A 26,394-nucleotide genomic window follows, 5' to 3' on the forward strand; every position below is an offset into this window, starting at 1 on the left:
CAATGAGTTGCGGCTTGATTTCATTAACTAGGACTTCTTGCGAAGAACCTGTGATGACAAAATCGTCTGCGTATCCGATAAAGTTGACCCTATTCCCTGTTTTACGGGCAATAGACTTAACCAACTGTTCTAACCCAGCCAGCGTGAGCAACATAAGCGTAGGCGATATGATCCCACCTTGTGGTGTTCCTTCAGCTGTTTTATAGAACAATCCTTTATCAATATAACCACATCCAAGCCATTGTTTCAGCATTCGTTTATCTAATTGAATGTTGTCGATAAGCCATTGATGACCAATCTTATCGAAACAGGCTTTGATGTCACCCTCAAGAACCCATTGGCTAGAGCGCTTCATACATAAACATTTGAAGCACTGTGCAATTGCATCTGCTGCGCTTCGATTAGGTCGAAAGCCATAGCTATTAAGGTCGGCTACCGTTTCCGAAATAGGCTCCAAAGCGAGAAGATGAAGCGCTTGCTGCGCTCTGTCTATCATGCAGGGAATGCCTAAAGGTCTGAGTTTGCCGTTTTTCTTGGGGATGTAGATACGCCTGAGCGGTTTGGCATGATAGCCTTTTCGACTCAGTTGATTCACCGCAGTCATACAACGAGCATCAGTGTTCCAAATGATGCCGTCAATTCCTGGTGTTTTGCTGCCTTTATTTTGAGAAACTCTTTTAACAGCAAGCAATTTTGCTGATGTAGAGTGGGTGAGTATCCACTGCAATGCTTTCGACTTACCGTGTTTACCTTCTCGGGTTGCTTTTGCAATGCGCATTTGAAGCTTTAATACATGTTGCTTAACAGCCTTCCAGTTAATGGATTGCCATTGAGTGCTGTCAGAAGAGGCACTAGCTTCGTTTGAAGCCATCATTTGCGTTTCTCCTTGAATAAAGTTCTTCAAATCATCTTGCAACGGGAGACCAGCTAGAAGTCAGCTCGCTTTCGCGCCAGATAACAACCTGTATCCACATCATTACAATGCGGCATTTGCTTTTTCTAGCCTCCTTTACCTGCATTACTATCGGCAGTCTTCGCAGACCACTTTCCCACAGGGAGCAATACAGGCTTACCCTGTTCCGTATGTCACGCAACGTCAGGTTAGATGCCCACTATAGTGCGGAGAGCGTATCGATCACGAAAGAATACTGGACAATTTCTTTCCTACTCTCGTTGCCTTTTGGCCACAGCGTATTAACCACTTCCGCTGTTTCTCACATAACGCACCTTACATGGATTCACTTACGTTCATCATACTGACACCCTAGCACTTACCCGATTTGTGGTTATCAGGAGGAACGTCCTCTCACGATTCTGTTCCCATTCGGTATAAAACCGAATATCGTTACATTGTCAGACTCGCTGCTTTATTCAGAGTCTTAGGGGCATCTGGTGATACAGATGGTTCACTCTTATCGCGGTGAACAGCGCTTCATACGACCTCAGGTCGCACATCCAAAAATGAGTTAGATGCCTCAGCTTGAAATGCCTAAATTCAACTCAGAACTTGAGGCCGTTGAAGAAAATGACGTGAGCTGGCCATGGCCTTTCACGCACATCCATGTGCTTCAAGGCATTCAGGCATCCTGCCTATCAGAGCCAGCTAGCTTTAGAGGGGAAGGGACGCCCCATCTGAAGCGTTAGCATTTTCATTCTTTACCATAAAGAGGTGGCCGAAGCAGACTACAAACGTGGTCAGAAGATGGATTACATTTCCGTCGCAATTTTTTCGCTGCTCTTGTTTGGTTAAAAAGCGAAATTGTTGCCGGAACGGCAGGGGTGATCCAAGAGGGGATTGCTGTTGATCCCCTTTTGGCCCGTGCAGGGTGGAACCATGCGATCTTATTTCAAACGAAGTTTGAACATTCTGGTGTGGGCGAAGCGCCACGACGTGAGTGGCCGCAGGCCATAAGTACAAAACAACAAAAGCAAACACCTGGATCCCGGCTCAAAAGCATTGCCGGGACGACGATTACACCAACCTGAGTAAGTTGATAACTGACTACTTTATCTAGAGTCGACGAAGCGCCACGACGTTAGTCGCTGCAGGCCATGAGCACAAAAGTACAAAGCTAACACCTGGATCCCGGCTTAAAAGCATTGCCGGGACGACGATTACACCGCTAAATAGACCTACGATGTATACGCTTATACGCTTTTTGTGGATTAAAGTTTAAACAACTAAATGCATGTTAAGTAAAACATTTGCAAAACCTGAGCGATAAAAACGGGATTGGCTTTTACAAACCAATCCCGTTGTCGCATATGCGTATTCAGTGCTTATGAAGAGTAATTAGCTTAAGCGCTTATTGACTCAGCGCTGGCGTGCGTGGAGGAATAACGCGCTTGTTGCCCGTCGATTCAAATGCACTCGCAAAACTTAAGAGGTTATTGTCGTCATAAGCTCGGCCTGCGAACGTTAACCCAACTGGCATGCCAATATCAGCCATCACGCCCATTGGTACGGTCACTGTCGGCACACCTAAGTGACGAATCGCCAGGTTGCCGTTAGCAACCCAAACTCCGTTACTCCAGGCAATATCTGCCGACGCTGGGTTAACATGCGCATCAGCAGGGCCAACATCTGCAACCGTTGGGAACAACACGGCATCGAGTTTGAGCTCGTCCATCCAGTCTTCTAAATCCAACTTGCGGGTTTTTTCTAGGCCGCGCAAACCATCGGGGACGCTGTCGATTTGGTTATACGACTTAAGCCCTCTTTTGGCCATGTTGACGTATTCATCCATGCCTGCGGCTAAATCCCCTTCACGATTTGGCAAGGTGCCTAAGTCATGCGGGAAAATCAAATGGCCGTTTACGTCAGACAGTTTGTTCAGTTTAGGGTCATTATTGGCGCGCAAGAATTCATCTAAAGCCCAGCCAGAAAGCTCCCACAGCTCATCTTCCAAAAACTCTGGTGTCACTATACCGCGGTTGTAAACGGTTGGCGCACCTGGGCGGTCACCTTCACAATTTGATACCAGCGGAAAATCAACTTCAATGACTTCAGCGCCAGCGGCTACCAGTGCTTTACGAGCCGCTTCACAAAGGTCGATTACCGATGCACGCGTATTGATGCGCTGACCGGTTGGACCACCAAAACCTGGGTTTTCGCTGGTGCCAGCCAATTCATCTTTATTGATAAACATGCGTGGCAGACCGAAACGTTTACCTTTAAGCGTGCCAGCTTGAGCGGCAAGATCCAAATAAGATTGTGGACGCACACTTGAGGCTTTTGGGATTTCAACCCAGGGTTGCAGGCGCCATAAGTCACCGCGAGTGATTGGGTCGTCGGCAACGATAACATCAAGCACTTCTAGCATGTCTGCCATGGTGCGAGTGTAAGGCACTACGACATCCATAGTCGGTGTCAGTGGCCAGTTACCACGGACAGAAATAACCCCGCGCGAGGGCGTGTAGGCACACAAACCGTTATTTGATGCTGGGCCACGGCCGCTCGACCATGTCTCTTCGGCTAAGCCAAAAGCAGAATAACTTGCGGCGGTACCAGTACCTGCACCATTAGAAGAACCCGACGCGAAAGGCGCGGTAAGATAGTTTGCGTTGTATGGGCTTTCTGCACGGCCATAATGACCACGTTGCATGCCACCATTAGCCATAGGCGGCATGTTGGTTTTACCTAGGCATATAGCCCCTGCTTCACGCAGACGTTCAACGGCAAAAGCATCATATTGAGCCACTAAATCTTTAAATGCAGGGCTGCCTGACGCGGCCGTTAACCCCTTAACCAAATAGCTGTCTTTTACGGTATAAGGAATGCCGTCAAGTGGGCTCAGTGTTTCGCCACGAGCCCTTCGAGCATCTGACGCCTCGGCTTCTTTTAGCGCATCTTGATTGCGTACCACCAAGGCATTTAGTTTAGTCTCTGTCGCTGGGCCGTCGTAAGCATCAACTCGCGCTAAATATGACTGCACTAATTCAACCGATGTAGTGCGGCCCGATCCGAGCGCTGCACGCAACTCAGAAATAGAAATCTCAGTAACTTCGAACATGTTAAAACCTCTTCTTGAAAGGCAATTGTGTAAAAGGTTAATTGCTCTTAAAGATAAATATCGTGAAAGACAGTGACTTACCGTCTTCCTTTGGTTTTTGATCTAGGTTTTATTTATTGTCCAGAAGGAATTTGCTGGGTAATACAATGAATATTACCGCCGCCTAATAAGATTTCACGGGCAGGTACACCCACAATCTCATACTCTGGGAAAATGTCCTGCAATTTTTGTGCAGCGATATTATCGGTTGCAGGGTCAAGCAGTGGGAACACAATGCGCTGATTGGTAATCAAAAAGTTCACGTAAGAACCCGCTAAGCGCTCACCCGCCGTGCGTGGTACACCCGTGCCCTCTTCTACGCCTTGGGCTTCTTCTTCGGTGCAGTACAACGGACCCGGTTGTGGCATTAAATGAATTTTTAACTTACGGCCTTGTGCGTCTACCGCATTTTGTAACACATCTAAAGCCGCTTTTGAGCGAGGATACTGTGGATCGGCTTCATCATCTGTCCAATGTAAAATCACTTCGCCTGGGCGAGCAAAACAGCACATATTATCAATATGTCCGTCGGTCTCATCCATGTACACGCCGTCTTCCAACCAGATAAACTGCTGTACATTTAAATACTCAGACAAATAAGCTTCTATCTGTTCACGGGTCAAATCTGGGTTGCGGTTGCTGTTAAGTAAACACTCAGCACTGGTCATGCAGGTGCCTTCACCGTCGACATGAATCGAACCACCTTCAAGAATGAGCGGCGCGCGATAACCCTCAAAACCATGTTGAGCGTTCATCTGTTTTGCAACTTGCTCGTCTTTATCCCACGGAGAGTACAAACCGCCGTTATGGCCACCCCAGGCATTAAAGCCCCAATCAATACCGCGACATTCGCCCTTGGCATTTACCACCACCGTCGGGCCAGTATCACGGGCCCAGCAATCGTCGCTATCGATTTCAACCAAGGTAACATGAGCAGGCATAACTGTTTTAGCCTGAGCTAAAAATGCTTTAGGAACGCCCATGTATACTGGCGTTACAGCACCAATGGCATCGGCAACGTTTGCAAATGTTGCTTGAGCATAAGCCCCTGCTGCGCGCCAATTATCTGGGCGATGCGGCCAAAGCATCCACACAGCTTGCTGAGCCGTCCATTCGGCTGGCATGTGAAAACCATCTTGTGATGGCTTTGTAGATAATGGTGTGGCTTCCACATTTGCATTGGTCATGAATTTTGCTCTCCAGTAATGCTGAAAAAGATAATATTGTGCGCCCTAATATAGGACGAAATTCTGGGTGAATTTGAGCTTAGTCAAAATATGGCAGGTATCATATCATTTATGCCTGTTTGCGCTAAATACTTGTATGTAGGGTATTGATAAGATTTTTTAAGATACAAAACAGGCAAGTTTATTGAGCTCGAAATAATGACTATCTGCGAAATTAATAAATGACGGAATGAGTCGGAAAATGAGTGTCATGACATAAGATATGGAAACGCACCCAAGCAAACCAAGTTAATTGTCTTGTTGGTAGTGCGGTTAACTTTATGCACCTTGTCCATGCGGTAAGTCAATAGAATCCCCCCCAATAATTGATCGTCATGTGATTAAAACCAGTCTTGAGATCGATCGTAAAATTCGCGGGGATTCAGGAACAACAACAGATTTGAAAAACAATGAGCTTAACTACCTAAAGCGACTCATTGACAGTGTTGATGGCGATAAAGACAAAGCCGCAGCGCTAGCGGGTATTAGCACTCGCTCACTGTATAGGAAAATACAATAGCTAAAGCGCCGTATAGAGAAGGTCATATAAGCGATTTTACAAAACAAAACAAAACAGGCTACTTGAGCCTGCTCTGTCATACCACGTCAATCTCACTCACTAGTCCTAGTATGCAACACTAATACGTTGGTTAATATGCTTAGCATTTTCGGCTTCATCAACCATAGCTTTGGCATAATCGACTACTGATACACGGCTTTGACCTTGTGCATCGGTAAAGAACTCATCGCCGCCTAAACGGTATGGCGCTTCAGACTCACCCGGGAAAATGATCGCTGCGGGGCTAACGTAAGTCCACTTAACAGCAGAGTCTGTACTGCGAAATACAGCGAGTGCTTCACCTTGCGCAATAGCTTCAGCTTTGTATTCATCTGGAAATTCAGGTGTTGATACCAACGTCACCCCTGGGGCAACTTCTAGGCTACCTGCACCACCAACCCACAACAAACGTGGTGAGCCAGCTTGCGGTAAATGTTGCAATAACTGCTGTGCGGTTTGCGCAACAATTTCATGATTTTGTGCGGTGCGGCCACCGATAGAGGCGATAACCACATCAACATCTGCAAACGCGGTAGCAACATCTTGTTCTGACATTTGGGTAATATCAAGGGTACGAACAGGCACATCTTGAGCCACTTTGCTGGCGTCACGCACCACGGCAATAACATCATGACCGCGGCTAATCGCCTGTTGCATGATAGTTCCGCCAATCCAACCGCTTGCGCCTAATACTGCTAGTTTCATTTTTCTGTCTCACTCTGGTCATTAACAATGGAGCCAGTTTATAGATGACACAATTTGAGATAAATAGTCATTAATGCGCTTAATTGTTTCACTTTAAGATACTAATCTGGGTGTAAAAATAACAAATAAAGCAATCTAAACCGCTAACAGTATCGTATTTAATCTGAGTAAGGGTTAGTTATCCATCACGAGGCTTTAGGTTCATGCTCAACAGCAACAAGCAATCAATTAATATTGTCTGGTTTAAACGCGACTTGCGCTTGTCTGATCACCAGCCGTTAGTTGATGCCTTTAATCATCATTTACCTTGTTTGCTGATATACAACTTTGAGCCATTAATGCTGGAAGACTCCCATTATAATGATCGCCATTGGCGCTTTGTGTGGCAGTCGCTGCAGGATATCAATCAACAGCTTAGCCGCTATCATGGCCAGGTGCATGTATTCGCCATGCCGATGTTGCCTTTACTCGAAAAGCTGGCTGAATCCTTTACTATTAACACGCTATTTAGCCACCAGGAAATCGGCCTAAACAACACTTTTGAGCGCGACAAAGCCGTGGCCAATTGGTGTCAGCAGCACGCCATTCACTGGCAACAATCTCCGACAGGCGCGGTTATTCGTGGGCGTCGACATCGCCTGGCGTGGGATCAGCATTGGCAACAAGTGATGGCCAGCCCTATTGCAGTGCCTAATTGGCAGCAGTGCCAATTTCAGCCCTTTACAAATAGTCAGGTAATTGAGCTCAAAGCCGAAATAACCGAGCCAAACGATAACTTTCAACCCGGCGGCCCTAAACAAGCTAGAGCGATACTGAGCAGTTTTTTAACTCATCGCGGTAAAGATTATCAACGCAGTATTTCAAGCCCAAGCCTGAGTCGAACCCACTGCTCGCGCTTATCACCTTATTTAGCATGGGGTAACATTAGTTTAAGGCAGGTTTATCAGGCGACAATGACTCGTTATCAAGAGGTACAAACCAGTAATAGAGCCTGGAAAAAACCTTTACTGGCAATGATGTCTAGATTGCATTGGCACTGTCATTTTATGCAAAAGTTTGAAAGCCAATGCAGCATGGAATTTACCCCAGTCAATCCAGGTTACGAGGATTTCCCTTATCGTGATGATGACGATGTCGAGCGAGATATTAAGCGCTGGGCAGAAGGGCAAACCGGCATTCCGATTATCGATGCGTGCATGCGCTGTTTAAGTAAAACCGGTTACATTAATTTTAGAATGCGCGCCATGCTCGTTAGCTTTGTGACCCACCATTTAAACATTCACTGGCAGCTAGCCAGCCTACCATTAGCCAATTACTTTCTCGATTTCGAGCCGGGTATTCATTATCCACAGCTGCAAATGCAAGCCTCGGTTACCGGCATTAATACTATTAGGTTGTATAACCCGATAAAGCAGTCTCAAGACCAGGATCCCAATGGCGATTTTATTCGTCAGTGGTGTCCAGAACTCAGCAACTTACCCAATGAATATATCCACCAGCCCTGGTTACAGCCGCCAATGGAAGCGATTTTTAATGACGTGATGTTAGGTCGAGATTACCCAGAGCCGATGATAGACATCACCTTAGCCTCACAAGCCGCTCGCGATCGTTTATGGTCTTATCGCGACAAACCACAAGTACAACAACACATTGCTGCGGTGCTAACACGCCACGTGCGTCCAAAGCGTAAACGCACAAGAGAGCAGCATGACACATAAAAAACCACATCTTGAGCATAAAACCTGTCTGGTATGCCTGCGCCCGTTTGCATGGCGTAAAAAATGGGCTAAAGACTGGGAACATGTTAAATATTGTTCCGAACGTTGCCGCCGCCACAAAGCTGATTCAAGGGAATAAAATGACAACCGTTTACAACACTATTTCGGCCTCACTGTCGCCACAAACTCACACATTGCGGCTCATTTTAGGCGACCAACTCAATGCCTCCCACAGCTGGTTTAAACACGTCGACCCGACTGTGATGTATGTGATTGCCGAGCTCAGGCAAGAAACCGCCTACGTTAAGCATCATGTGCAAAAAGTGTGTGCTTTTTTTGCTGCCATGACGCAGTTTGCCGACGCTTTAGCCCACTGCGGCCATCAGGTGATGCACTTATCGTTAGATGAAACTCAACCATTTACAGATTTGCCAACACTGCTTGAGCATCTCTGCACGCAGCACCAGCTCAATACCATTGAATATCAACAGCCTGATGAATACCGTTTAGCCACGCAACTCAGCGAATTATCATTGTCAGGCATTAAAAGTACCTGCCATGACAGCGAACATTTCTTGTTGCCTTTTGACGATATTAAACGTGAATTTACCGCCAATAAGCATGTTAAAATGGAGTTCTTTTATCGCCGCATGCGCAAGCGCTTTAACGTGCTAATGCAAGACGATGAACCCTTAGGCGGCCAGTGGAATTTTGACCAACAAAATCGTGAAAATTTAAAAAAAGCCGACCTTCAAGATATTCCGTCGCCTTTGTTATTTGCCAATGATGTGAGCGACATTATTAGCCGGCTCGAGCGGCATCACGTCGCCACGATAGGCAAAGCTGAAAATCAACTATTGTGGCCAGTTAATCGCCGCCAATCTCGGCAGTTACTTGATTATTTTTGCCAGCATTTATTGATCCGCTTTGGCCGTTTTCAAGATGCCATGACCGAAAATAGCCAGGCAGATTGGAGCCTATACCATTCGCGTTTATCGTTTGCCATTAACGCTAAAATCCTTTCGCCAGGCGAAGTAATCAATAAAGTCATTAGCCATTGGCAAGCCAATCAAACCGAGATATCACTGACACAAGTAGAAGGCTTTGTGCGGCAAATCTTAGGCTGGCGAGAATATGTCCGCGGGATTTATTGGATCAATATGCCAGGCTACGCAACCAAAAATGCCTTGCAAGCACACAGGCCATTGCCTGAATATTTTTGGACTGCTAACACTAAGATGAACTGCATGCACCACGCGATTAAGCAGTCACTCGACTTTGCCTATGCCCATCATATTCAACGGTTAATGGTGACGGGCTGTTTTAGCTTATTAGCAGGCATCAATCCAGATGAGGTCGACCAATGGTATTTAGGTATTTACATTGATGCCATTGAATGGGTAGAAATGCCCAACACCCGCGGCATGACTCAATTTGCCGACGGCGGTATTGTTGCCACCAAACCCTATGCGGCAAGTGGTAACTACCTGAATAAAATGGGCGACTATTGCAAAAGCTGTCATTACAATGTCAAACTCAAAACAGAAGCTAACGCGTGCCCTTTCAATAGCTTATATTGGCACTTTATTCAGCGTCATCAACAACAATTTGGCCGTAATCCACGCATGACGATGGTGTATAAAAACTGGCAAAAGATGGACTCTGCGACTCAGCAAGCCATTATCCATAAAGCCGAAGTGCTGTTAGCAAACCTCGACAACTTATAAGCTTACGTAAACCAACCGCCAGGAGAGTCATGGACAAGATATCAGCCATACGCAGCTTCGTTGAAGTCGCCAGTTGCGGCAGTTTTACCCAAGCTGCTGAGCAACTTGGGTTAAGCCGCTTGCAGGTGTCTCGGCACATAAAAGATGTTGAGCAATGGTTGGGGTTACGCTTATTGCACCGCACCACTCGCCGCGTGAGTTTAACCCTACAAGGCGAGGAAGCGCTCAACTATTGCCAACGTATTTTAAGTGAAGTGGCCGCCATGGAAAGCCGCGCCAACAGCCACAATAATGAATTGGTTGGCAGCATTCGTATTGCCTCTCCAATCGGACTTGGGCAACATAAACTCTTTGATGTGGTTGAAGCGTTTTGCCTGCAACACCCAAAAGTGAATATTCAGTTATTACTGTCTGATAATATTTCGCAATTGGTTAGCGACAGAGTCGATATTGCATTGCGTTATACCCATCAGCCCGATGAGAGTTTAATCGCCAGACGCTTAATGCACATCGACAACGTAATATGCGCCTCACCCGACTACTTAGCACAACATGCCGCCATTTTGGCACCTCATGACTTGTTACAACACAATTGTTTACGTCATTCGAGCCAACAACACTGGGAAGTGATTGACGAGACTCGCTCGCACGTACTTGAGGTAAAGGGTCACTTGCAAGCCAATGAAATGGGCGTATTGATTAAAGCGGCATTGCGCGGAAATGGCATTGTGTGTTTACCAACCGATTTAGCCAACACCTACCTTGAACAAGGTGAGTTAATTGATGTATTACCCCACACTACGACGCCGGGAAAAACCTTATGGGCAGTGTATTTGTCGCGCAGTTACCAACAAAATGTGGTGCGCGCCTTTATCGACTTTACGGCCAATGCCTGGCAAGACGATATTCATAAATGGCCAAGCTAAACCCACGCTATACCAATCCGCATGAATAAATGACTACTTAGAATGCGTCCAACGTTTTTTAATTAAAGCGTCGCTATTGTAGTCATGGTTGTTCCCTTTCAAATAGCGGGTACGCAGAATAAAAGCTGCTGAGGCATTCCTTTCACACGAAAATTTACCTACAGATTTAAGTGCTGAATCAAGTTGATTTACTCTTATTAAACATCTGAGCTACAAAGCTTACAAAAATAAAACAAATCAATATAGATCATATAATTACAAAACTAAACAGGCTTGTAGATCTAGCTCACATCACTGCCAAGTTACAGGATTTATCATAAACCTAGACTTTTATACTCCACAGGCAGTTAAGTATGAGCACAATAGAATCGGTCACCTTAATGCTGGCGCTGGTTTACAGCACCAGCCTACTTTATTGGAGCGGCAAAAAATGGGGCGCACTTGTTAGCGGTGGACTATTAATTGGCGCGACTCTAGCAAGCTTTTTTTGGCCTTTACTCTTAATCTTATTAGTCTCAGTATTAGTGGTAACAGCCGCAGGCCAATACCTACCAGTATTTGCAAATGCCCAAGGTCGACCCAATACCATTAGAGAGTTTAGCCAACATTTCTTTGCACTTGCGATGTTATTGGTTGGGGTGCAATACGCCATTAATGCGGGCTTAATGTATGCCGGTGAAATACCTTGGTTAATGCGCCCTGATGTCGGCGACGCTTTTTTACCGATTGCGGGCGGCATTGAGCTTAAAGCCATTTTAACCTTAGGATTGTGGGACCAAAACCATCCTGCTGCGGTAGTGATGTTATGTGTAGTATTGCTAACTGGTGTGCTGTGTAAGCGCGCATTTTGCGGTTGGGCATGCCCATTAGGATTAGCAGGAGAGTATCTTTATAAACTCAGAAAACGCGTTATTAAGGCAGAGCTATTACCACCGGCATGGTTAGATTGGCCATTAAGAATGCTTAAATATCTGTTATTAGCCGCACTGCTTTACCTCGTTATCTCAATGCCATCGGCCAGTATTCCACATTATCTTTCTGGTAATTATCACAAAGTTGCCGATCTTAAAATGGCAGCGTTTTTCATGATGCCGTCGATGATGGCGTTAATCGGATTTGGAACTATTTTTGCGTTAGCCGCCTGGCGCCGCCAAGGGTTCTGCCGCTATATCTGCCCTTATGGTGCATTACTGGGTATTGTGAGTTTTTTAAGTCCGTTTAAAATTAGACGCGACAGCCAACATTGCTTAATTGAATCAAAAGGCATGAGCTGCGATAAGTGTACTCGTGCATGTCCTGCCAATATATCGGTTCATACTCAAAAGAATATTCGCTCCGATGAATGTCAGGCTTGTATGCGTTGTGTGTCAGCTTGCCCTAAAAAAGAAGCGCTACACTTTAGTACTCGAAATGGCATAACGCTTTCGGCCAGAGGATTATTAATCGTGCTGTTAACCATTATGTTTATGTTGCCACTGTTTGCCTATGTGAGTGGTTACTGGCATAGCCGAACGCCTGACAACATCAAAATAGAACTGATTCAAAAGCTCGACCGTATCGGGCATTAGTATCAAAACCGCTTGCTGAACAACCTCATTTAAAAGCAAAAAAAGAGGGCTGCACATTGCAGCCCTCTCATTCAATCGCACCGTTAACGCATTATGCAGCAGATGTCACTTTACGTTTGTTGTGTGCAATGATCAGTGCAATAAGCGCTATCACACCAACCGCAATACCCGAAGGTTGGCTAAATTCTTGTGGTAAACCTAAACCAATACCGGCCGTTAAAATATACGATACCGTAACACATGTACCAATAATCGCTGGAAGACTCACAATCCAATGGAAGGCACCACGGTCAAACAGGTATTTAGTCGCTAACCATAATACGCTGGTAGACAACAACATGTTTGAGAACGCGAAATAACGCCAGATAAGCGTGAAGTCAATTTTTGTCATGAAGTACGCAATAATCAATACAGGCACGGCAACCAATAGACGGTTAGTCATGCTTTGTGGGATCTTAAACGCATCAATAATGGTAAGACGAAGCGATCTAAATGCTGTATCACCTGATGTAATTGGGAATACCGCTACCGCAATAATTGCCATAATACCGCCAGCGACACCTAAGTATGTCGTTGCCACTTGATTAACCACCATACCGGGGCCACCTAGCGCAAGAATTTCCTTAAGCTCAACATAGCCACCCGGGAACGCAGCAATACCGGCAGTTGCCCATACACAAGCCACAATACCTTCAGCAACCATTGCACCGTAATATACTGGACGAACATACTTTTCATTGGTTAAACAGCGCGCCATAATCGGAGCTTGTGTAGAGTGGAAACCACTGATTGCACCACAGGTAATGGTAACAAAGAGTAATGGCCATACTGGCAAACCGTCTGGATTAGGCTCAAGTAAGTCATTGTTGTAATGGCTGTGGTCAAAGTAAGCAAAGATATCGCCAAACTCAGGTAACTGCGGTGCATTAATTAATAATGCCACGGCAATCGATGTTGTCATCACAATCATTAATGCGCCAAAGAATGGGTATAACTTAGTGATAATCTTGTCTATCGGTAATAATGTTGCGAAGAAGTAGTAAGCTAAAATAACTAACACCCAAAAGGTGTTATTAGCGAAAATAGTATCTTTAAAATAGTCTAAGTTACTTAACAAACCGGCAGGGCTCATAATGAACACCACACCAACAAAGAACAGTAACATCGCGGTAAATATCAACATCGCCGCTTTAAAGTAAATGTTAAAATAATGTCCAGCAATTTCAGGTAAGCTCTTACCGTCTTCCTTGATACTCATTACCCCAGAAAAGTAATCGTGTACCGCACCACCTAAAATGTTCCCCAGAACAATCCAAACTAATGCAATTGGGCCATATAAGGCACCCAAGATAGGGCCGAAAATAGGACCCACACCCGCCACGTTTAAAAACTGAATTAAAAACGCTTTTGCAGGATGAACAGGCACGTAATCCACACCATCATTAAAGCGTGTTTGCGGGGTTTGTACCGTAGGATCAATACCGGCTTGTTTTTCAACAAACGGGCTATAAAGCTTGTATGCGAGCAACAGCAACGCAATACAAATGAGGAAAATCAACATGGTTTTATCATCCCATTAATTATAAGAATATAGTCAATGCCGATTTTGTTTCAGTTGTGTGTACAGGTCAAGCAACAGTATCTTATACCAAAGTAGGGGTTGCCAAGGTGGAAGCCCGATAAAACCTAACTATTATGATGTTTTTATGTATCTTAATCACAGACTTAGAAAGTTAAAATTAAAAAAAAGACCCATTTAGTATGAGTCTTTTTTATTAGGTCTTACCACTAGTTATTTCGCTGAAAACTCAGTTCTGTGGTCGATTCAAGCGATGCCTGTATATCGGCCTCGGTAAATAGCAGCGGGCGTAATTGCTTTTGAGTCGAGTAAAGCGCACTTTGGTCGTTAAAGCTTGGGCTGAGGGCATTACTTGATTGTGAGTACGATAATAACCCTTTTGCCACCGGACCATCATCAGTAAAACTCACCGCCATCATCCAACTTGAACCATAGCGAATTTGATAACCTTGCTCGGTTAAACCCGACGCAGCAGCCTTACCCGATAACACATCCATAACGGCAGCATAACTGTGCTGTGGAATTAATGAATCGTCGCCAGATAAACTGGTCGAAAACACATTAAAGCCACCTTCAGCATTATGACTACCAGGCCAAGGTAATTTAACTCCGGAGGCAGTGCCATCTGGTAATGATTTTTCGACAAACTGCACATCACCTAAACTGGCATCAACGCCAAATCCTGCAGCTTCTAAGTTTAGTGCTGCGTGAGCCAATGCCACTAGCGCGCTACCATCGCTGGCAAGCGTGTTTGGGGTAGTTGCTGCGTTGGTATAGTCAAACTCTTGAGTCAACATACTGCTTTGATCAAACTGATGCGCAAACTCGCGAATTAACGCCCCACCAACACTGTCATTGTCTTGTTTACCATTCCACGCTGTTAGCGCGGCGCAAGAAGCACTAACATCTTTTGATAAGGTTGGACTAACAACAACTGGAGTATCACCTTGTTCTGCACATTGAGTGAGTAAATCGGCTAGCACTAACTCGGCTAAATAAGCACGATTAGACAATAAAGCACTTTCTAACTCGGCGACTGAAAACTTGCCGTCTTCACCCGCGGCATCGTCCATTAGGGTAAGCCCCATACGAGTACGTAGTGATAACTGGCCACGCTCAGGGCCATACATTGGCGAGTAATTTTCTAATGGTTCGGCTAAGTTAGTTGACCAAAATGAGTTATTGGAGTTTTGCACAAAGTCAGTTCGCTCAAGCTTTGGCGCGCGCTCGTATGGCATCGGCTCGCTAAAACTAAACGTTGAGGTATTACCGGGCAATATGGTAAATCCGGCTTGTGCTTTGGCGGCGATAATGGCTGGCGTGGTTTTAAGGATACCGATAACGAAATCAGAAAAACCCGGGACCGTTGAATCATCGATATAAAAAGCATTACCTTCTTTGTCGGCATACATGGTGTTATTAAAAATCACCCCATCATAATTTTTAAAGGCTTGTTGAAACTCATCAAGATTGCTGGCGCGGTTCATGGCTAACCAATGATCAAGTGGGTCTATGTTTGCCATGTTGGCATCCTGGATCATAAAGGCCTGGCCGTCATCCCAACCAAAGGGTGCTAACGCTGGTGGAGCTTCAACCATTGGGCCTTTGGCTGTGGTATAAATGTCTTTCTCGGCCACTAACATCCCCGCAGCACCGGCATTGACTAATATCGAAACGGTTTCTTTAGTGATTGGCATGGCTTCACCATCGAACATATATTGCAGTCTGTCGCCTGCCATCAACTCGAGATTATACATAACAAAGTGCTCTGCCGTTGAAAAAGTATGTGTCCAGGCAACATCGTTATTAAAACCAATATTCACCAAACCTGGCATGCCCACCAGCGAGCCTCCCATCACATCAATTTGCCCAGGTATGGTTAAATGAGACTGCCAAAACCGTAAGTTACCGGTATGCGGAAAATGCGGATTGCCCAACACCATACCTTTTCCATTCTCGGTTTTATCTTTACCTAAGCCCCAACCATTTGAACCTAGCTCACGAGGGTTAGTATCTGGCGTGGTGATATTGGCTGCTCGAGCAATGAGTTTGCGGTTCATGTCGCTAACAAAGGCGATTTGTACTGATGAGCCAGCAGGACCAACAATACGCGGTAAGTATTCTTCACCATCTCCAGGATTGGCATAAAAAATTAAATCTAAAAAGTTAGCCGCGCCAGGAAGCAACGCGACCGAAAACAGATAATTGGCGACATCAATCCCAGTGATGGGTTTTACCCAAGGTTGACCAGCACAAAAAGGTTCTGCGGTTTGCTCGCCAGCTTCAACGTCAGCTAAAAATTGGTTGTAACCGGCGCTAAACCCTTCCATTAACGCGCGCGAATTATAACTAAATTGGCTATATTGATTTTCGGCAAGCTGCCTAATTTTTAATGCTTTGTAGGCAAAATCAGAAATTAAGTTGCCATTATCTTCACTGGTAGGTAAGCCAGTCGCAAAGTCGATTGACGCATGTGGGCCAAAATACATTGAACGCTCAGAGTTGGCTTTAATAAAGCCATCGGCTATCACACATAAGTTATCTTGCGCTTGAGCGTAACCGCTACCAAAACCTAAACTTTCTAAATTGTCGGCGGTAATGTGTGGCACACCATATTGGGTGCGGCGGATCTGTGCTTTAAGCGCGCCATTAGGTGCAAAAGCTTGTAAAAGCGGTGTCACTTCGGGTTCAGGTGTGGGTTGAGTGGTTTTACTGAAATCGGTGTCATCGCCACAACCGACAATAAAAACCGTCGATGCAACACCCATAGCGAGCAGGAGTTTGTTGAAATCCATTATTATTATCCTTGTTGTTACCCTTGTTGTTACCCTTAATATGGGCGAGGTATTCATCCTTTATGCCTCAATTTATATCAACATTTGTGCGAATAACCCCAGTTACCGCAACTCAAATATCAACATAAATACAACAAAGACATATATACCCAAACAACTTGAAGAGACGTGTTTCAGAGCTTCACCGTGTTTTCAATACTAGGCGCGTTAATGCGGTAATGTAAGTACCTTAAAAATTAGCGCAACAACGCTCTTGATTTAATAATCAGGGAAACACGGTGAAACTCCCAAGGGGCAAGTTGTACACGCGTTTATGCTGCGTTATTGATTTTGGAAAGGGAACACCATTACCCGCAATCAATGCCTTGCCTAAACGCGTGTAAATTCTTGCTGAAATCGAGCATCTTCAGGTTATTTGGGTATAAGATATTTAAGCAATCATTCATACACATGTCTACTTGTTAAAACATTTACATACAATTTCATTAATGTGGTTAGCGCTAACTTCTAGTCCATCAAAATGGCAATACATCGCCATTAATAGAGCGTAAATTCACAATGTAGATAAAAAGTCATTGAAAAGTAGATTAAAGGTAAGATTATAATCAAGCTTACCCTCTAGTTTTATAACGTTAGCTGATACAATGTGTACAGAAACACCGCATGATTAACTGAATATAACAATAAAATGGGTCGTTTATTTCTGTAACCAGAAAACTCGGCTGAGTCAAAATGCTGTACAGTATTGATTAACATTTACACCTCCTGTAAGTGCTATTCAATCAGGCTTTTGCATATAAAGGGTATGACATTGAAGATTGTAAAAAGATTATTGCTTGGCACTTTACTGGTTTCTCCTTACGTCATCGCAGAAGAACCATTTAGTGATCTTGACTTAGATCTAGACTCGCTCATGGCGATGGATGTACAAGTTACGTCGGCAATGAAAAGAGCTCAATCTGCATTCGATACAGCATCTTCTATTTATGTGTTAACCAAAGAGCAAATTACTCACTCAGGTGCAACGTCTATCCCCGAAGCGCTCAAGATGGTTCCAGGTCTTGCCGTTAGGCAGCTTGATAATAATCAATGGGCGATTACATCACGCGGCGTGGCCTCACGCTTTTCAGCCAAATTATTGGTGATGATTGATGGTCAGAGTTTTTATACCCCAAAATTTGCCGCCGTGTATTGGGAAACTCTGAATGTTCCCTTATACGACATTGAGCGAATAGAAGTGATACGTGGTCAAGGTGGTCTGTTGTGGGGAAGCAATGCCAATAATGGTGTGATTAACATTATCACCAAAAACAGTATTGATACGCGTGGTTTACATGTCGATGTAAGCAGTGGCAGTCAAATCAATCATGACGCTAATTTACGTTATGGTGGCGATATGGGTAACAAAGGTAGCTTCCGCGTTTACGGGCATATTAAAGACGGCGATGAATCGGACAAAGGAATAGACATAGAGCCGGCTGACTATACTGAACAACAATCTGCGGGTGCTCGATTTGATTTTACCCCCAATGATGAGTGGTCGGGGTTAATACAAGGCGATATTACCCAGTCAACATTAGGGCAAAATTTCCGTGGTGTCATTGATGAAACCAATCGCAATATCTCTTTTACCGACAGTTTAGACCGCACCGACTCTCGCATTATGGCTCGAGTGGAAAACCGCATTTCGCCTGATGCCAATCAAATGTTACAAACCTCCTGGTTAAAACAAACAGGCAGTCAAACATACCTTCAAGAACATTTTGAATCTTTTGATATTGATTACCAAATGAACTTTTTATATCACGATTTAAAGTTAGATTGGGGTCTTAACTATCGCTATAACGATATCTCTTTTGCTGAAAGTACTTTTATACACAGTGATGGCGGCTACAATACCTTGCAACAATATGGCGCATTAATTCAAGGCCAGTACAGCTTAATCGCTGACGAGCTAGACATCATTGTAGGGACAAAGGTTGAGCACAATGATTTAACAGGTTGGGAAAACCAACCCTTAGCCAGACTCGTTTGGAAACCGCAAAAAAATCATGTGTTATGGACATCAATATCAAAAAGTGTCCGCGTACCGTCATTAATCGAGTTTAATGACGACTATGCTATTGATGGTCAACGAGTTGAAGAAGTGTCTCCCATCACCACCGGGATTGACGCTATCGATAAATACTACATCAGGACCTACCTTAACGGTAATAGCAATGTAAAATCAGAACAATCAGTATCTTATGAGGCAGGTTATCGACTATCACAAGGTTCTTGGACGTTAGATTTATCGGCTTATCGGACCATATCCAAAGATGTCATCGCCCTTACAGTCGATGGTAATACCGAGCAATTTCTACCCATATTTGGGCTACTACAAGCAGGTCAAGTTGAGTTAGCATTGCAAAGCTTAACCGCAACTTCAATTAATTATAATATTGTATCCAATGCTCAAACGACCACCAATGGCGGCGATATTATTTTGACCTGGCAACCCACTGACATTTTTAATGCTGAACTGGGCTATAGCTATAACACGTTTAATTATGACCTTGCAGAAAACACTTTTGCTGCCATTGGCTATAACTCAACAAGCCGACAATTATTTGCCAAAACCGATGTAAAACTATTTGATAATCAACGCCTTTTTGCCTCATTGCGGGTCGAAAATAGCGATGCCTACAACACTGAAAACTACACCGCATTGGACTTAACATGGCAATGGGCATTTCATCAAAACTGGTCGGCTGCCATTATGGGCAAAAATTTATTTGCAGGTTCACACATTGAGTACAGTAATACTGGGGAAACTTACACATTGCCAAACTACATTGATGAAAGTGTTACATTTAAATTAACCGCGAAGTTTTAACTCACGAAATGTCCATGATGAAACGAGTTTTATTCGGTTTAATGCTACCGCTTTTGCTGACTACCAGCCAAAGCGTGAGTGCGATTGAAACCGAATATGCCCTCAAAGCAGGATTTCTATTTAATTTTGCACGTTACAGTGAATGGACAGATACCACGCCAATACTCAATGACTTTGTACTTTGTAGCCCAGATAGCAGCTTTATTGAGATTGCGAGTACCGTATTAACCAACAGAAAAGTCAATCACTTACCTATTGTGACACGAACAATATCAATGACAGATGCCGATATCAGTCAGTGCCAAATATTATTTATTACCTCAGACACCATAACCCAATGGCTTAACACCCCTTTAGGTCAAATAAATAACGTCATGATCGTCGGAGAAACAGAGGATTTTATCGCTCAAGGGGGGCAGATCCGTTTCTTTTTATCCGGCGGTAAAGTTCGCTTTGAAGTCTCCCCCAAAAGGCTCACATCCGCTAACATCACCATGAGTTCAAAAGTGCTGCGCCTAGGCCGAGTTGTGGAGCTATAACCTGATGAAGTCGATTTTGAGTCTCAACACGATTAGCAAAAAATTACTGTTCATTTTAATGAGTGTTGCAATTGTAGCAACGGTTTCGGTTGCCCTGGTATTTAGTGCTTATGAACTCAACTCAGCAAAGCGTGAGCAAATTGAAAGCTTACAAAGTGTATCGAATATGTTGTCGCCCAACATCACCGCGGCCTTATTATTTGACGACCAAGACACCATAAATGAGCTCATCAAACCGGTATTATCACGCTCTGACATTCTTTCTGTTACGGTTACCAATATCGACGGGCAAGTCTTAGCGGAATCGACTGCAAAAAATGTTGATCTCACAAGCTTGAAGGAAACCGATAACCTCACTAAGGTGACCACAGCTCTCACATTGGATAGCCAAAGCTACGGTGAATTATTTATTATTGCCGATGACAGCTATATCAACGACAGAATACAATTTTATGGCAAATTTTTACTGTTGTTATTGCTTTCATCCTTTGCTGTGAGTTTATTTTTATCATTAGCTTTACGACGAATATTTTTAAGCCCCATTCTTTATCTTTCTGAAATTTCGGAAAAAATAACTACATCAAATGATTATACCTTACGCGCAAAAGAACAATCTAAAGATGAAATAGGCCAGCTTACGACATGTTTTAATAGCATGTTAGACACCATAGAACAACGTGAGGCGTTACTCGAAAGCCAGGTAAAACTGCGCACCAAAGAGCTTGAGAATGCCAATGGTCAATTACATGAATTTGCTTACAAGGACGGATTAACCAACCTACCTAACCGTCGTTACTTCTATAAAAAGCTGCAGTCGTTAATTGAAGTTAATAACATGCAATTTGCATTAATCTTTATCGATTTAGATGGATTTAAAGAGGTTAATGACACATTAGGCCATGATTATGGCGACCTACTGCTGCATCAAGTTGCCAAACGCTTACAAAATTGCGTACGCGCTAATGATACTGTGGCAAGGCTTGGCGGCGATGAGTTTACTTTGATCATTGAAGGCATCAACGATGTTGAACGAGCCACTGAAATCGCGCAAAAAGTCAAAAACAGCCTAATGCAATGCATTAACATCAATGGCTCACAAGCACATATTACCGGCAGCATCGGGTTAACTTTTTACCCCGCCGATGGCCGCTGTGTTGAAGACTTAGTCAAACATGCTGACCAGGCGATGTACTTATCAAAAAGTAAAGGACGTAATCGTTACGAGTTTTTCTCCTATGTCATAGAAGAGCAAGCGATAGAGAAACGCCGGATTTTGGAAGAGATCCGCATCGCGCTTAAAGAAGATCAATTTACATTGTATTACCAACCGATTTTTGATCTTGATGGCATTAATGTCACAAAAGCAGAAGCACTTATTCGTTGGCAACACCCACAAAAAGGCTTGCTTGGCCCCAATGAGTTTATTCCTATTGCAGAGCAAAATGGCTTAATTGAACAGATTGGAAACTGGGTAAGAGACCAAGCCATTAAAGATGCTGCTCACTGGTTTAGATTAACCGGAAAAATCATGCAAGTGAGCGTTAACTGCTCACCACTACAATTTGATCGCGCAGGACTATGGGTAGACGATTGGATTGTAGCTTGCAATAAAAGTGGTTTACCAAGAGACACTATTATTATTGAAGTCACCGAAAACACCTTGATGGACCCTGAGTCTCCCATCCAACAACAACTGCGTCGATTAAGTGATCATGGTATCGACATTGCCATTGATGACTTTGGTGTAGGTTACTCATCTTTAGCCTACTTACAACGCTTAGATATCGATATTTTAAAAATCGATCGATCCTTTATACAACACATGGAAACCAATGAAAGTAGCATTGCGTTAGTAAGAGCCATTATTACCATGGCCCGTCACTTAAAGGTGAAAGTAGTAGCTGAAGGCGTTGAAACCACAGGACAACATCTATTACTCCAACAGCTGTCATGCGATTATCTGCAAGGTTTTTTATTCGCCAAGCCTATGCCGAGCGAAAAGTTTACAACCCGTTACATTTCACCTTTAATTGCTAATAGTAAAGCTAATACTGCATAGGATTAACGATTAACATCAACCACTACACGGCCGCGTACTTTACCGTCCATTAACTCGCTCGCCACATTTAATGCTTCGGTCAAACTGACTTCTTGTACGATGTCGTCAAATACCGCAGGATCAATAATATCAGCCAAACGCTGCCAGGCTTCTACTCTATCGGCAATCGGTCGCATAACACTATCTACACCAGCAAGGGTAATGCCACGTAAAATAAACGGAGCCACACTCGCAGGTAAATCCATACCTTGGGCGAGCCCACACGCGGCAACGGCACCGCCATATTTAGTACTGGCACATACGTTAGCTAACGTGTGACTGCCAACAGAATCAACGGCGCCAGCCCAACGCTCTTTAGCTAATGGCCGACCGGGTTCAGACAGTGTCGCTCTGTCGATAATGTCACTGGCGCCGAGTTTTTTAAGATATTCACTTTCATCTACTCGGCCAGTAGATGCGACGACGGTATAGCCTAATTTGGCTAAAATAGCGATAGCAAAACTGCCTACGCCGCCATTAGCACCAGTCACTAAAATCTCGCCTTTATCTGGTGTGACACCATTTTTCTCAAGCGCAATAACGCATAGCATCGCGGTATATCCAGCGGTACCAATCGCCATAGCCTGGCGCGGTGTAAATCCATTTGGTAATGCAATAAGCCAATCGCTTTTTAAACGCGCTTTTGTCGCTAACCCTCCACAATGAACTTCACCTACGCCAAAACCGTTTAATAATACCGTGTCGCCGACGTTAAACTTATCACTGTCACTCTGTTCAACAACGCCGACTAAATCAATACCTGGCACCATAGGAAAGCTTCGCACCACCGGTGCTTTACCCGTAATCGCTAGGGCGTCTTTGTAATTAAGCGTGCTATAGAGCACCTTAACGGTCACATCACCTTCAGGTAAAACAGACTCATCAACATTTTTAACAGTGGTGCGGTAACCTTGATCATCTTTTTCAATTAACATTGCAGTAAACATGTTTCGCTCCTAATTTAGACTGATCGTATATTAATGGTTAAAAAATTTTTATTTCACTTCAGCGGCATATACCAGCACGAGTTTCCCACAAGCTAAACGCAGGTTTACTTCAGTAACAAACGAACTACTTTGGCAACGCCGCCATAAAGAGGTCGCTGAAATTATCCAGTGGCGCACCATCTTCAACTAACTTAGCGCGACTCACAGCGCCTTCCCAACCGACCCAAAAGTTCTCTGCTAATAATTGGCAGTCAGCATCAGCAGCGATTTGCCCCTGCGCTACAGCATCTTCAAGGCATTTTGCTAAACAATTTTGCCAACTGGCAAATGTAGCAATTAATTGTGGTCTAAAGCTTTCAGGTAACATGCCAATCTCCTGGCCTAAATTACCCACTAGGCAACCACGTTTAAATTGATAACGGGTCATACCGGCTTTGGCATCTGCAACAAAATGGCGGATCCGAGCCAAAGGATCATTCGACTCATCCAACAAATGCGTTTTTAGTTTCACCAAAAAATAGTCTGCATAATGTTGCAACACAACCTGACCAAACACCTCTTTACTGGCAAAGTAGTGGTAAAAAGAGCCCTTCGGCACCCCTACTTTTTTGAGAATAGGTTCAATCCCCGACGCAGCAAATCCATGCTCAGTTAATTGTTCGAGGCCACTGCGGATTAATGCAGCGCGAGTATCTGGATTTTCTCTAGAGACTTTTGGCGGTCTGCCTCTACGAGGTTTTAGTGGATTTGTATTCATACTGCTATATTAGACTGACCGTCTAGTTAAATGCAATCACCAATATCAAAAATGTGAGTGAACACAATATTTACCCACGGTTTTATCTATTTATATTGTTGTAGCCCACGTAGAGCCTGTGACGCTAAAGTAAGATGACAATTTTATTTAGTTATTATTAAAATTATTTGAACTGTAACAATTTGGTCAATGAATATTTAATTTAGCACTCATATTTAGAGTATTTTCTTGATATCAAAACACCAATTAAATCACCAATAAACCTCATTTATGGCAATAGAGAAAATCATAAACCGATCCACTTTACGATTAAGTCATACCGCCACAACTCAGTGTCAACCTAACTTCATACAATTTTACATCATATATAATAGCCTTATCACTGCACTCTGCGAATGGCCAATATAACCCTATAGGTTTATTTTTTTTGTGATTATCTTCGACTCAATACCTCGGAAAATAAGTTTAAATAGCCTCGTATAGAGTTAAACACCGAGTATTAGATTGGAAATTTAGCACTGAATCGTGTTAATATAATTAGACCACTAACTAATTGAGTGGTTTTTTTATTGCTTTTCATCCCTATTAGTTAGTATCACATGATTGATCGACACGATTTACACGCTCAGGAGGGCACAATGTCAGCAGACATTCAGACGGAAGAAAATCTCATCACACAAGTTTGGAATAAATCAGTACTCAAGCTGAAAGACGCCACACAATTACTGTGCTTATTTGCTATTTTAAGTACCTATCTCTTTGTCATGTTGAAACCTAATGGGATTCAAAATAACAAAGCGTTAGGGGGCCAGTAGTTCATGCATTACTTAACCTACGTTTCGTTAGCTATCTATTTTCTGGTCATGCTTGGCATTGGTTTGTTTGCCTATAAGCAGTCTACCAGTGACGTATCTGGATACATTCTTGGCGGCCGCAAGGTTAGCCCGCAGGTTACTGCATTATCTGCTGGCGCATCGGACATGAGTGGTTGGATGCTAATGGGTTTACCTGGGGCAATGTTTTTGGTGGGTTTCGAAACCATCTATATTGCACTGGGCTTATTAATTGGTGCTTTGGTTAACTACCTTGTCGTAGCACCTAAGCTGAGGGTATATACCGAGGTTGCAAATAACGCACTCACTATCCCTGAGTTTTTTGCTAAGCGTTTCCACGCACCTAACAGCAATGTGCGTATCATCGCGGCTGTTATTATCGTTATTTTCTTTACCCTTTATACCTCAGCGGGTTTAGTTGCTGGCGGTAAATTGTTTGTTTCAGCCTTTGATTTAAGTTACGAGTTAGGACTTGTAGTTACTTTAGGTGTCGTTGTGTCATACACCTTATTAGGTGGTTTTTTAGCGGTGAGCCTAACGGATTTTGTTCAAGGTTGTATCATGTTTGTGGCATTAGTCTTGGTACCTGTAGTGGCTTATCAAGAGTTTTCCAGCGCAGACAAAATGATGAACTTTGCTTATGAGTCTATTCCACACTTTTCTGACGGTATGCAAAACGTCACCCTATTAGGCTTAATTTCTAGCTTATCTTGGGGCCTAGGTTACTTTGGTCAACCGCACATTATTGTTCGCTTTATGGCGATTCGTTCAGTATCAGACATCAAAATTGCACGTCGAATTGGCATGAGTTGGATGACCGTCACCATTATTGGTGCACTGGCTACCGGCCTTGTGGGTATCGCTTATGCAAATAAGTTCGACATGAAGTTAAGCGACCCTGAAACCATCTTTATTGTGTTTTCTGAATTGCTTTTCCATCCGATGATCAGTGGATTCTTATTGGCAGCTATTTTAGCGGCAATTATGAGTACCATTTCATCACAGCTATTGGTGTCATCAAGCTCACTGACTGAAGATATTTATCGTGTGGTGTCTAAGAAAGAATCGACAGAACAAGAAATGGTGAAAATGGGCCGTTACGGTGTAGCAGGCGTAGCTGTAGTAGCAAGCTTGTTAGCACTTGACCGTTCAAACAGTATTTTATCTCTAGTCAGTAATGCTTGGGCAGGATTTGGTGCGGCCTTTGGTCCATTAATCTTATTTAGCCTATACAAGCATAACTTAACCCACAAAGCGGCCGTTGCCGGCATTATTTCAGGTGCTGCTACAGTGCTATTTTGGATATATGCACCCGTGCTTGCCGACGGCAAAGTGTTATCGAGCGTGATGTACGAAATGATCCCTGGCTTTATTGTCAGCAGTGTTGTCATTTGGGTGACTAGTGCTATCGATACCGATCCTTGCGAAAAAACAATTGATACCTTCCATGAAGCCGGTCGCGTATTAGCTGAGCAGAAATAACCGAGAGA

General features: G+C 43.8%; 19 protein-coding genes. 11 read left to right on the forward strand and 8 right to left on the reverse strand.

What is annotated here, in order from left to right; genetic code table 11:
* The 3 genes from AC19MX_RS03700 to aguA all read right to left on the reverse strand — a co-directional run.
* On the reverse strand, positions 1–874 hold an 874-nt coding region (locus AC19MX_RS03700), incomplete at its 3' end, for a reverse transcriptase N-terminal domain-containing protein (RefSeq protein WP_498296489.1).
* A gap of 1,432 nt (positions 875–2,306) precedes the next feature.
* Positions 2,307–4,013 (reverse strand): amidase, encoded by a 1,707-nt coding sequence (locus AC19MX_RS03705; protein ID WP_432404459.1) that lies wholly within the window; start codon positions 4,011–4,013, stop codon positions 2,307–2,309.
* Positions 4,014–4,126: 113 nt separating this feature from the next.
* Positions 4,127–5,239 carry an agmatine deiminase gene (aguA, locus tag AC19MX_RS03710; protein WP_432404455.1) on the reverse strand — a complete coding sequence of 371 codons (1,113 nt, stop codon included), beginning with the start codon at positions 5,237–5,239 and terminating at the stop codon, positions 4,127–4,129.
* 376 nt (positions 5,240–5,615) lie between these two features.
* Between aguA and AC19MX_RS03715 the strand changes: the two genes are divergently transcribed.
* Positions 5,616–5,798, forward strand: coding sequence for a helix-turn-helix domain-containing protein (locus AC19MX_RS03715; RefSeq protein WP_432404452.1), 183 nt, complete (start codon positions 5,616–5,618; stop codon positions 5,796–5,798).
* Between the two features lie 105 nt (positions 5,799–5,903).
* On the opposite strand, the gene AC19MX_RS03720 is transcribed toward AC19MX_RS03715, so the two are convergent.
* On the reverse strand, positions 5,904–6,542 hold the full coding sequence (locus AC19MX_RS03720) for an NAD(P)-dependent oxidoreductase (RefSeq protein ID WP_432404448.1): 639 nt from the start codon (positions 6,540–6,542) through the stop codon (positions 5,904–5,906).
* A 203-nt stretch (positions 6,543–6,745) separates the two neighbouring features.
* On the opposite strand from AC19MX_RS03720, the gene AC19MX_RS03725 reads away from it, so the two are divergent.
* The 5 genes from AC19MX_RS03725 to AC19MX_RS03745 all read left to right on the forward strand — a co-directional run bounded on the left by AC19MX_RS03725 (position 6,746) and on the right by AC19MX_RS03745 (position 12,481).
* Positions 6,746–8,260, forward strand: a complete 1,515-nt coding sequence (locus tag AC19MX_RS03725) for a cryptochrome/deoxyribodipyrimidine photo-lyase family protein (RefSeq protein WP_498296492.1) — start codon at positions 6,746–6,748, stop codon at positions 8,258–8,260.
* Complete coding sequence (locus AC19MX_RS03730) at positions 8,250–8,399, forward strand: DUF2256 domain-containing protein (RefSeq protein ID WP_498296494.1); 150 nt, start codon at positions 8,250–8,252, stop codon at positions 8,397–8,399. The genes AC19MX_RS03725 and AC19MX_RS03730 overlap by 11 nt, the downstream gene beginning before the upstream one ends.
* A 1-nt stretch (position 8,400) precedes the next feature.
* Positions 8,401–9,987, forward strand: coding sequence for a cryptochrome/photolyase family protein (locus AC19MX_RS03735; protein WP_498296496.1), 1,587 nt, complete (start codon positions 8,401–8,403; stop codon positions 9,985–9,987).
* Between the two features lie 29 nt (positions 9,988–10,016).
* A complete protein-coding gene (locus tag AC19MX_RS03740) occupies positions 10,017–10,913 on the forward strand; it encodes a LysR family transcriptional regulator (protein WP_498296498.1) in 897 nt (298 codons plus the stop codon).
* Positions 10,914–11,266: 353 nt separating this feature from the next.
* Positions 11,267–12,481: a 4Fe-4S binding protein gene (locus tag AC19MX_RS03745; RefSeq protein WP_498296500.1), complete on the forward strand. Its 1,215-nt coding sequence runs from the start codon at positions 11,267–11,269 to the stop codon at positions 12,479–12,481.
* Between the two features lie 91 nt (positions 12,482–12,572).
* On the opposite strand, the gene AC19MX_RS03750 is transcribed toward AC19MX_RS03745, so the two are convergent.
* Positions 12,573–14,042 (reverse strand): carbon starvation CstA family protein, encoded by a 1,470-nt coding sequence (locus AC19MX_RS03750; protein WP_432404434.1) that lies wholly within the window; start codon positions 14,040–14,042, stop codon positions 12,573–12,575.
* A 227-nt stretch (positions 14,043–14,269) separates the two neighbouring features.
* Positions 14,270–16,855, reverse strand: a complete 2,586-nt coding sequence (locus AC19MX_RS03755) for an acylase (protein ID WP_498296502.1) — start codon at positions 16,853–16,855, stop codon at positions 14,270–14,272.
* Positions 16,856–17,666: 811 nt separating this feature from the next.
* Between AC19MX_RS03755 and AC19MX_RS03760 the strand changes: the two genes are divergently transcribed.
* From AC19MX_RS03760 to AC19MX_RS03770, 3 genes are read left to right on the forward strand one after another with little or no spacing between them, the layout of a single operon-like run.
* Positions 17,667–19,730: a TonB-dependent receptor plug domain-containing protein gene (locus AC19MX_RS03760; RefSeq protein ID WP_498296504.1), complete on the forward strand. Its 2,064-nt coding sequence runs from the start codon at positions 17,667–17,669 to the stop codon at positions 19,728–19,730.
* 17 nt (positions 19,731–19,747) lie between these two features.
* Positions 19,748–20,269 (forward strand): YfiR family protein, encoded by a 522-nt coding sequence (locus tag AC19MX_RS03765; RefSeq protein WP_498296845.1) that lies wholly within the window; start codon positions 19,748–19,750, stop codon positions 20,267–20,269.
* A 4-nt stretch (positions 20,270–20,273) separates the two neighbouring features.
* Positions 20,274–22,328, forward strand: a complete 2,055-nt coding sequence (locus AC19MX_RS03770) for a bifunctional diguanylate cyclase/phosphodiesterase (RefSeq protein WP_498296506.1) — start codon at positions 20,274–20,276, stop codon at positions 22,326–22,328.
* 2 nt (positions 22,329–22,330) lie between these two features.
* On the opposite strand, the gene acuI is transcribed toward AC19MX_RS03770, so the two are convergent.
* Positions 22,331–23,314, reverse strand: coding sequence for an acrylyl-CoA reductase (NADPH) (gene acuI, locus AC19MX_RS03775; protein ID WP_498296508.1), 984 nt, complete (start codon positions 23,312–23,314; stop codon positions 22,331–22,333).
* 124 nt (positions 23,315–23,438) lie between these two features.
* Positions 23,439–24,071: an acrylate utilization transcriptional regulator AcuR gene (gene acuR / locus AC19MX_RS03780; RefSeq protein WP_498296510.1), complete on the reverse strand. Its 633-nt coding sequence runs from the start codon at positions 24,069–24,071 to the stop codon at positions 23,439–23,441.
* 638 nt (positions 24,072–24,709) lie between these two features.
* Here acuR and AC19MX_RS03785 point away from each other — a divergent pair.
* Both AC19MX_RS03785 and putP read left to right on the forward strand, forming a co-directional pair.
* Complete coding sequence (locus AC19MX_RS03785; protein WP_432404398.1) at positions 24,710–24,886, forward strand: hypothetical protein; 177 nt, start codon at positions 24,710–24,712, stop codon at positions 24,884–24,886.
* A 3-nt stretch (positions 24,887–24,889) separates the two neighbouring features.
* Positions 24,890–26,386, forward strand: coding sequence for a sodium/proline symporter PutP (gene putP / locus AC19MX_RS03790; protein ID WP_432404395.1), 1,497 nt, complete (start codon positions 24,890–24,892; stop codon positions 26,384–26,386).
* Positions 26,387–26,394: the final 8 nt, after the last annotated feature.

The organism is Shewanella sp. MF05956 (assembly GCF_059758055.1).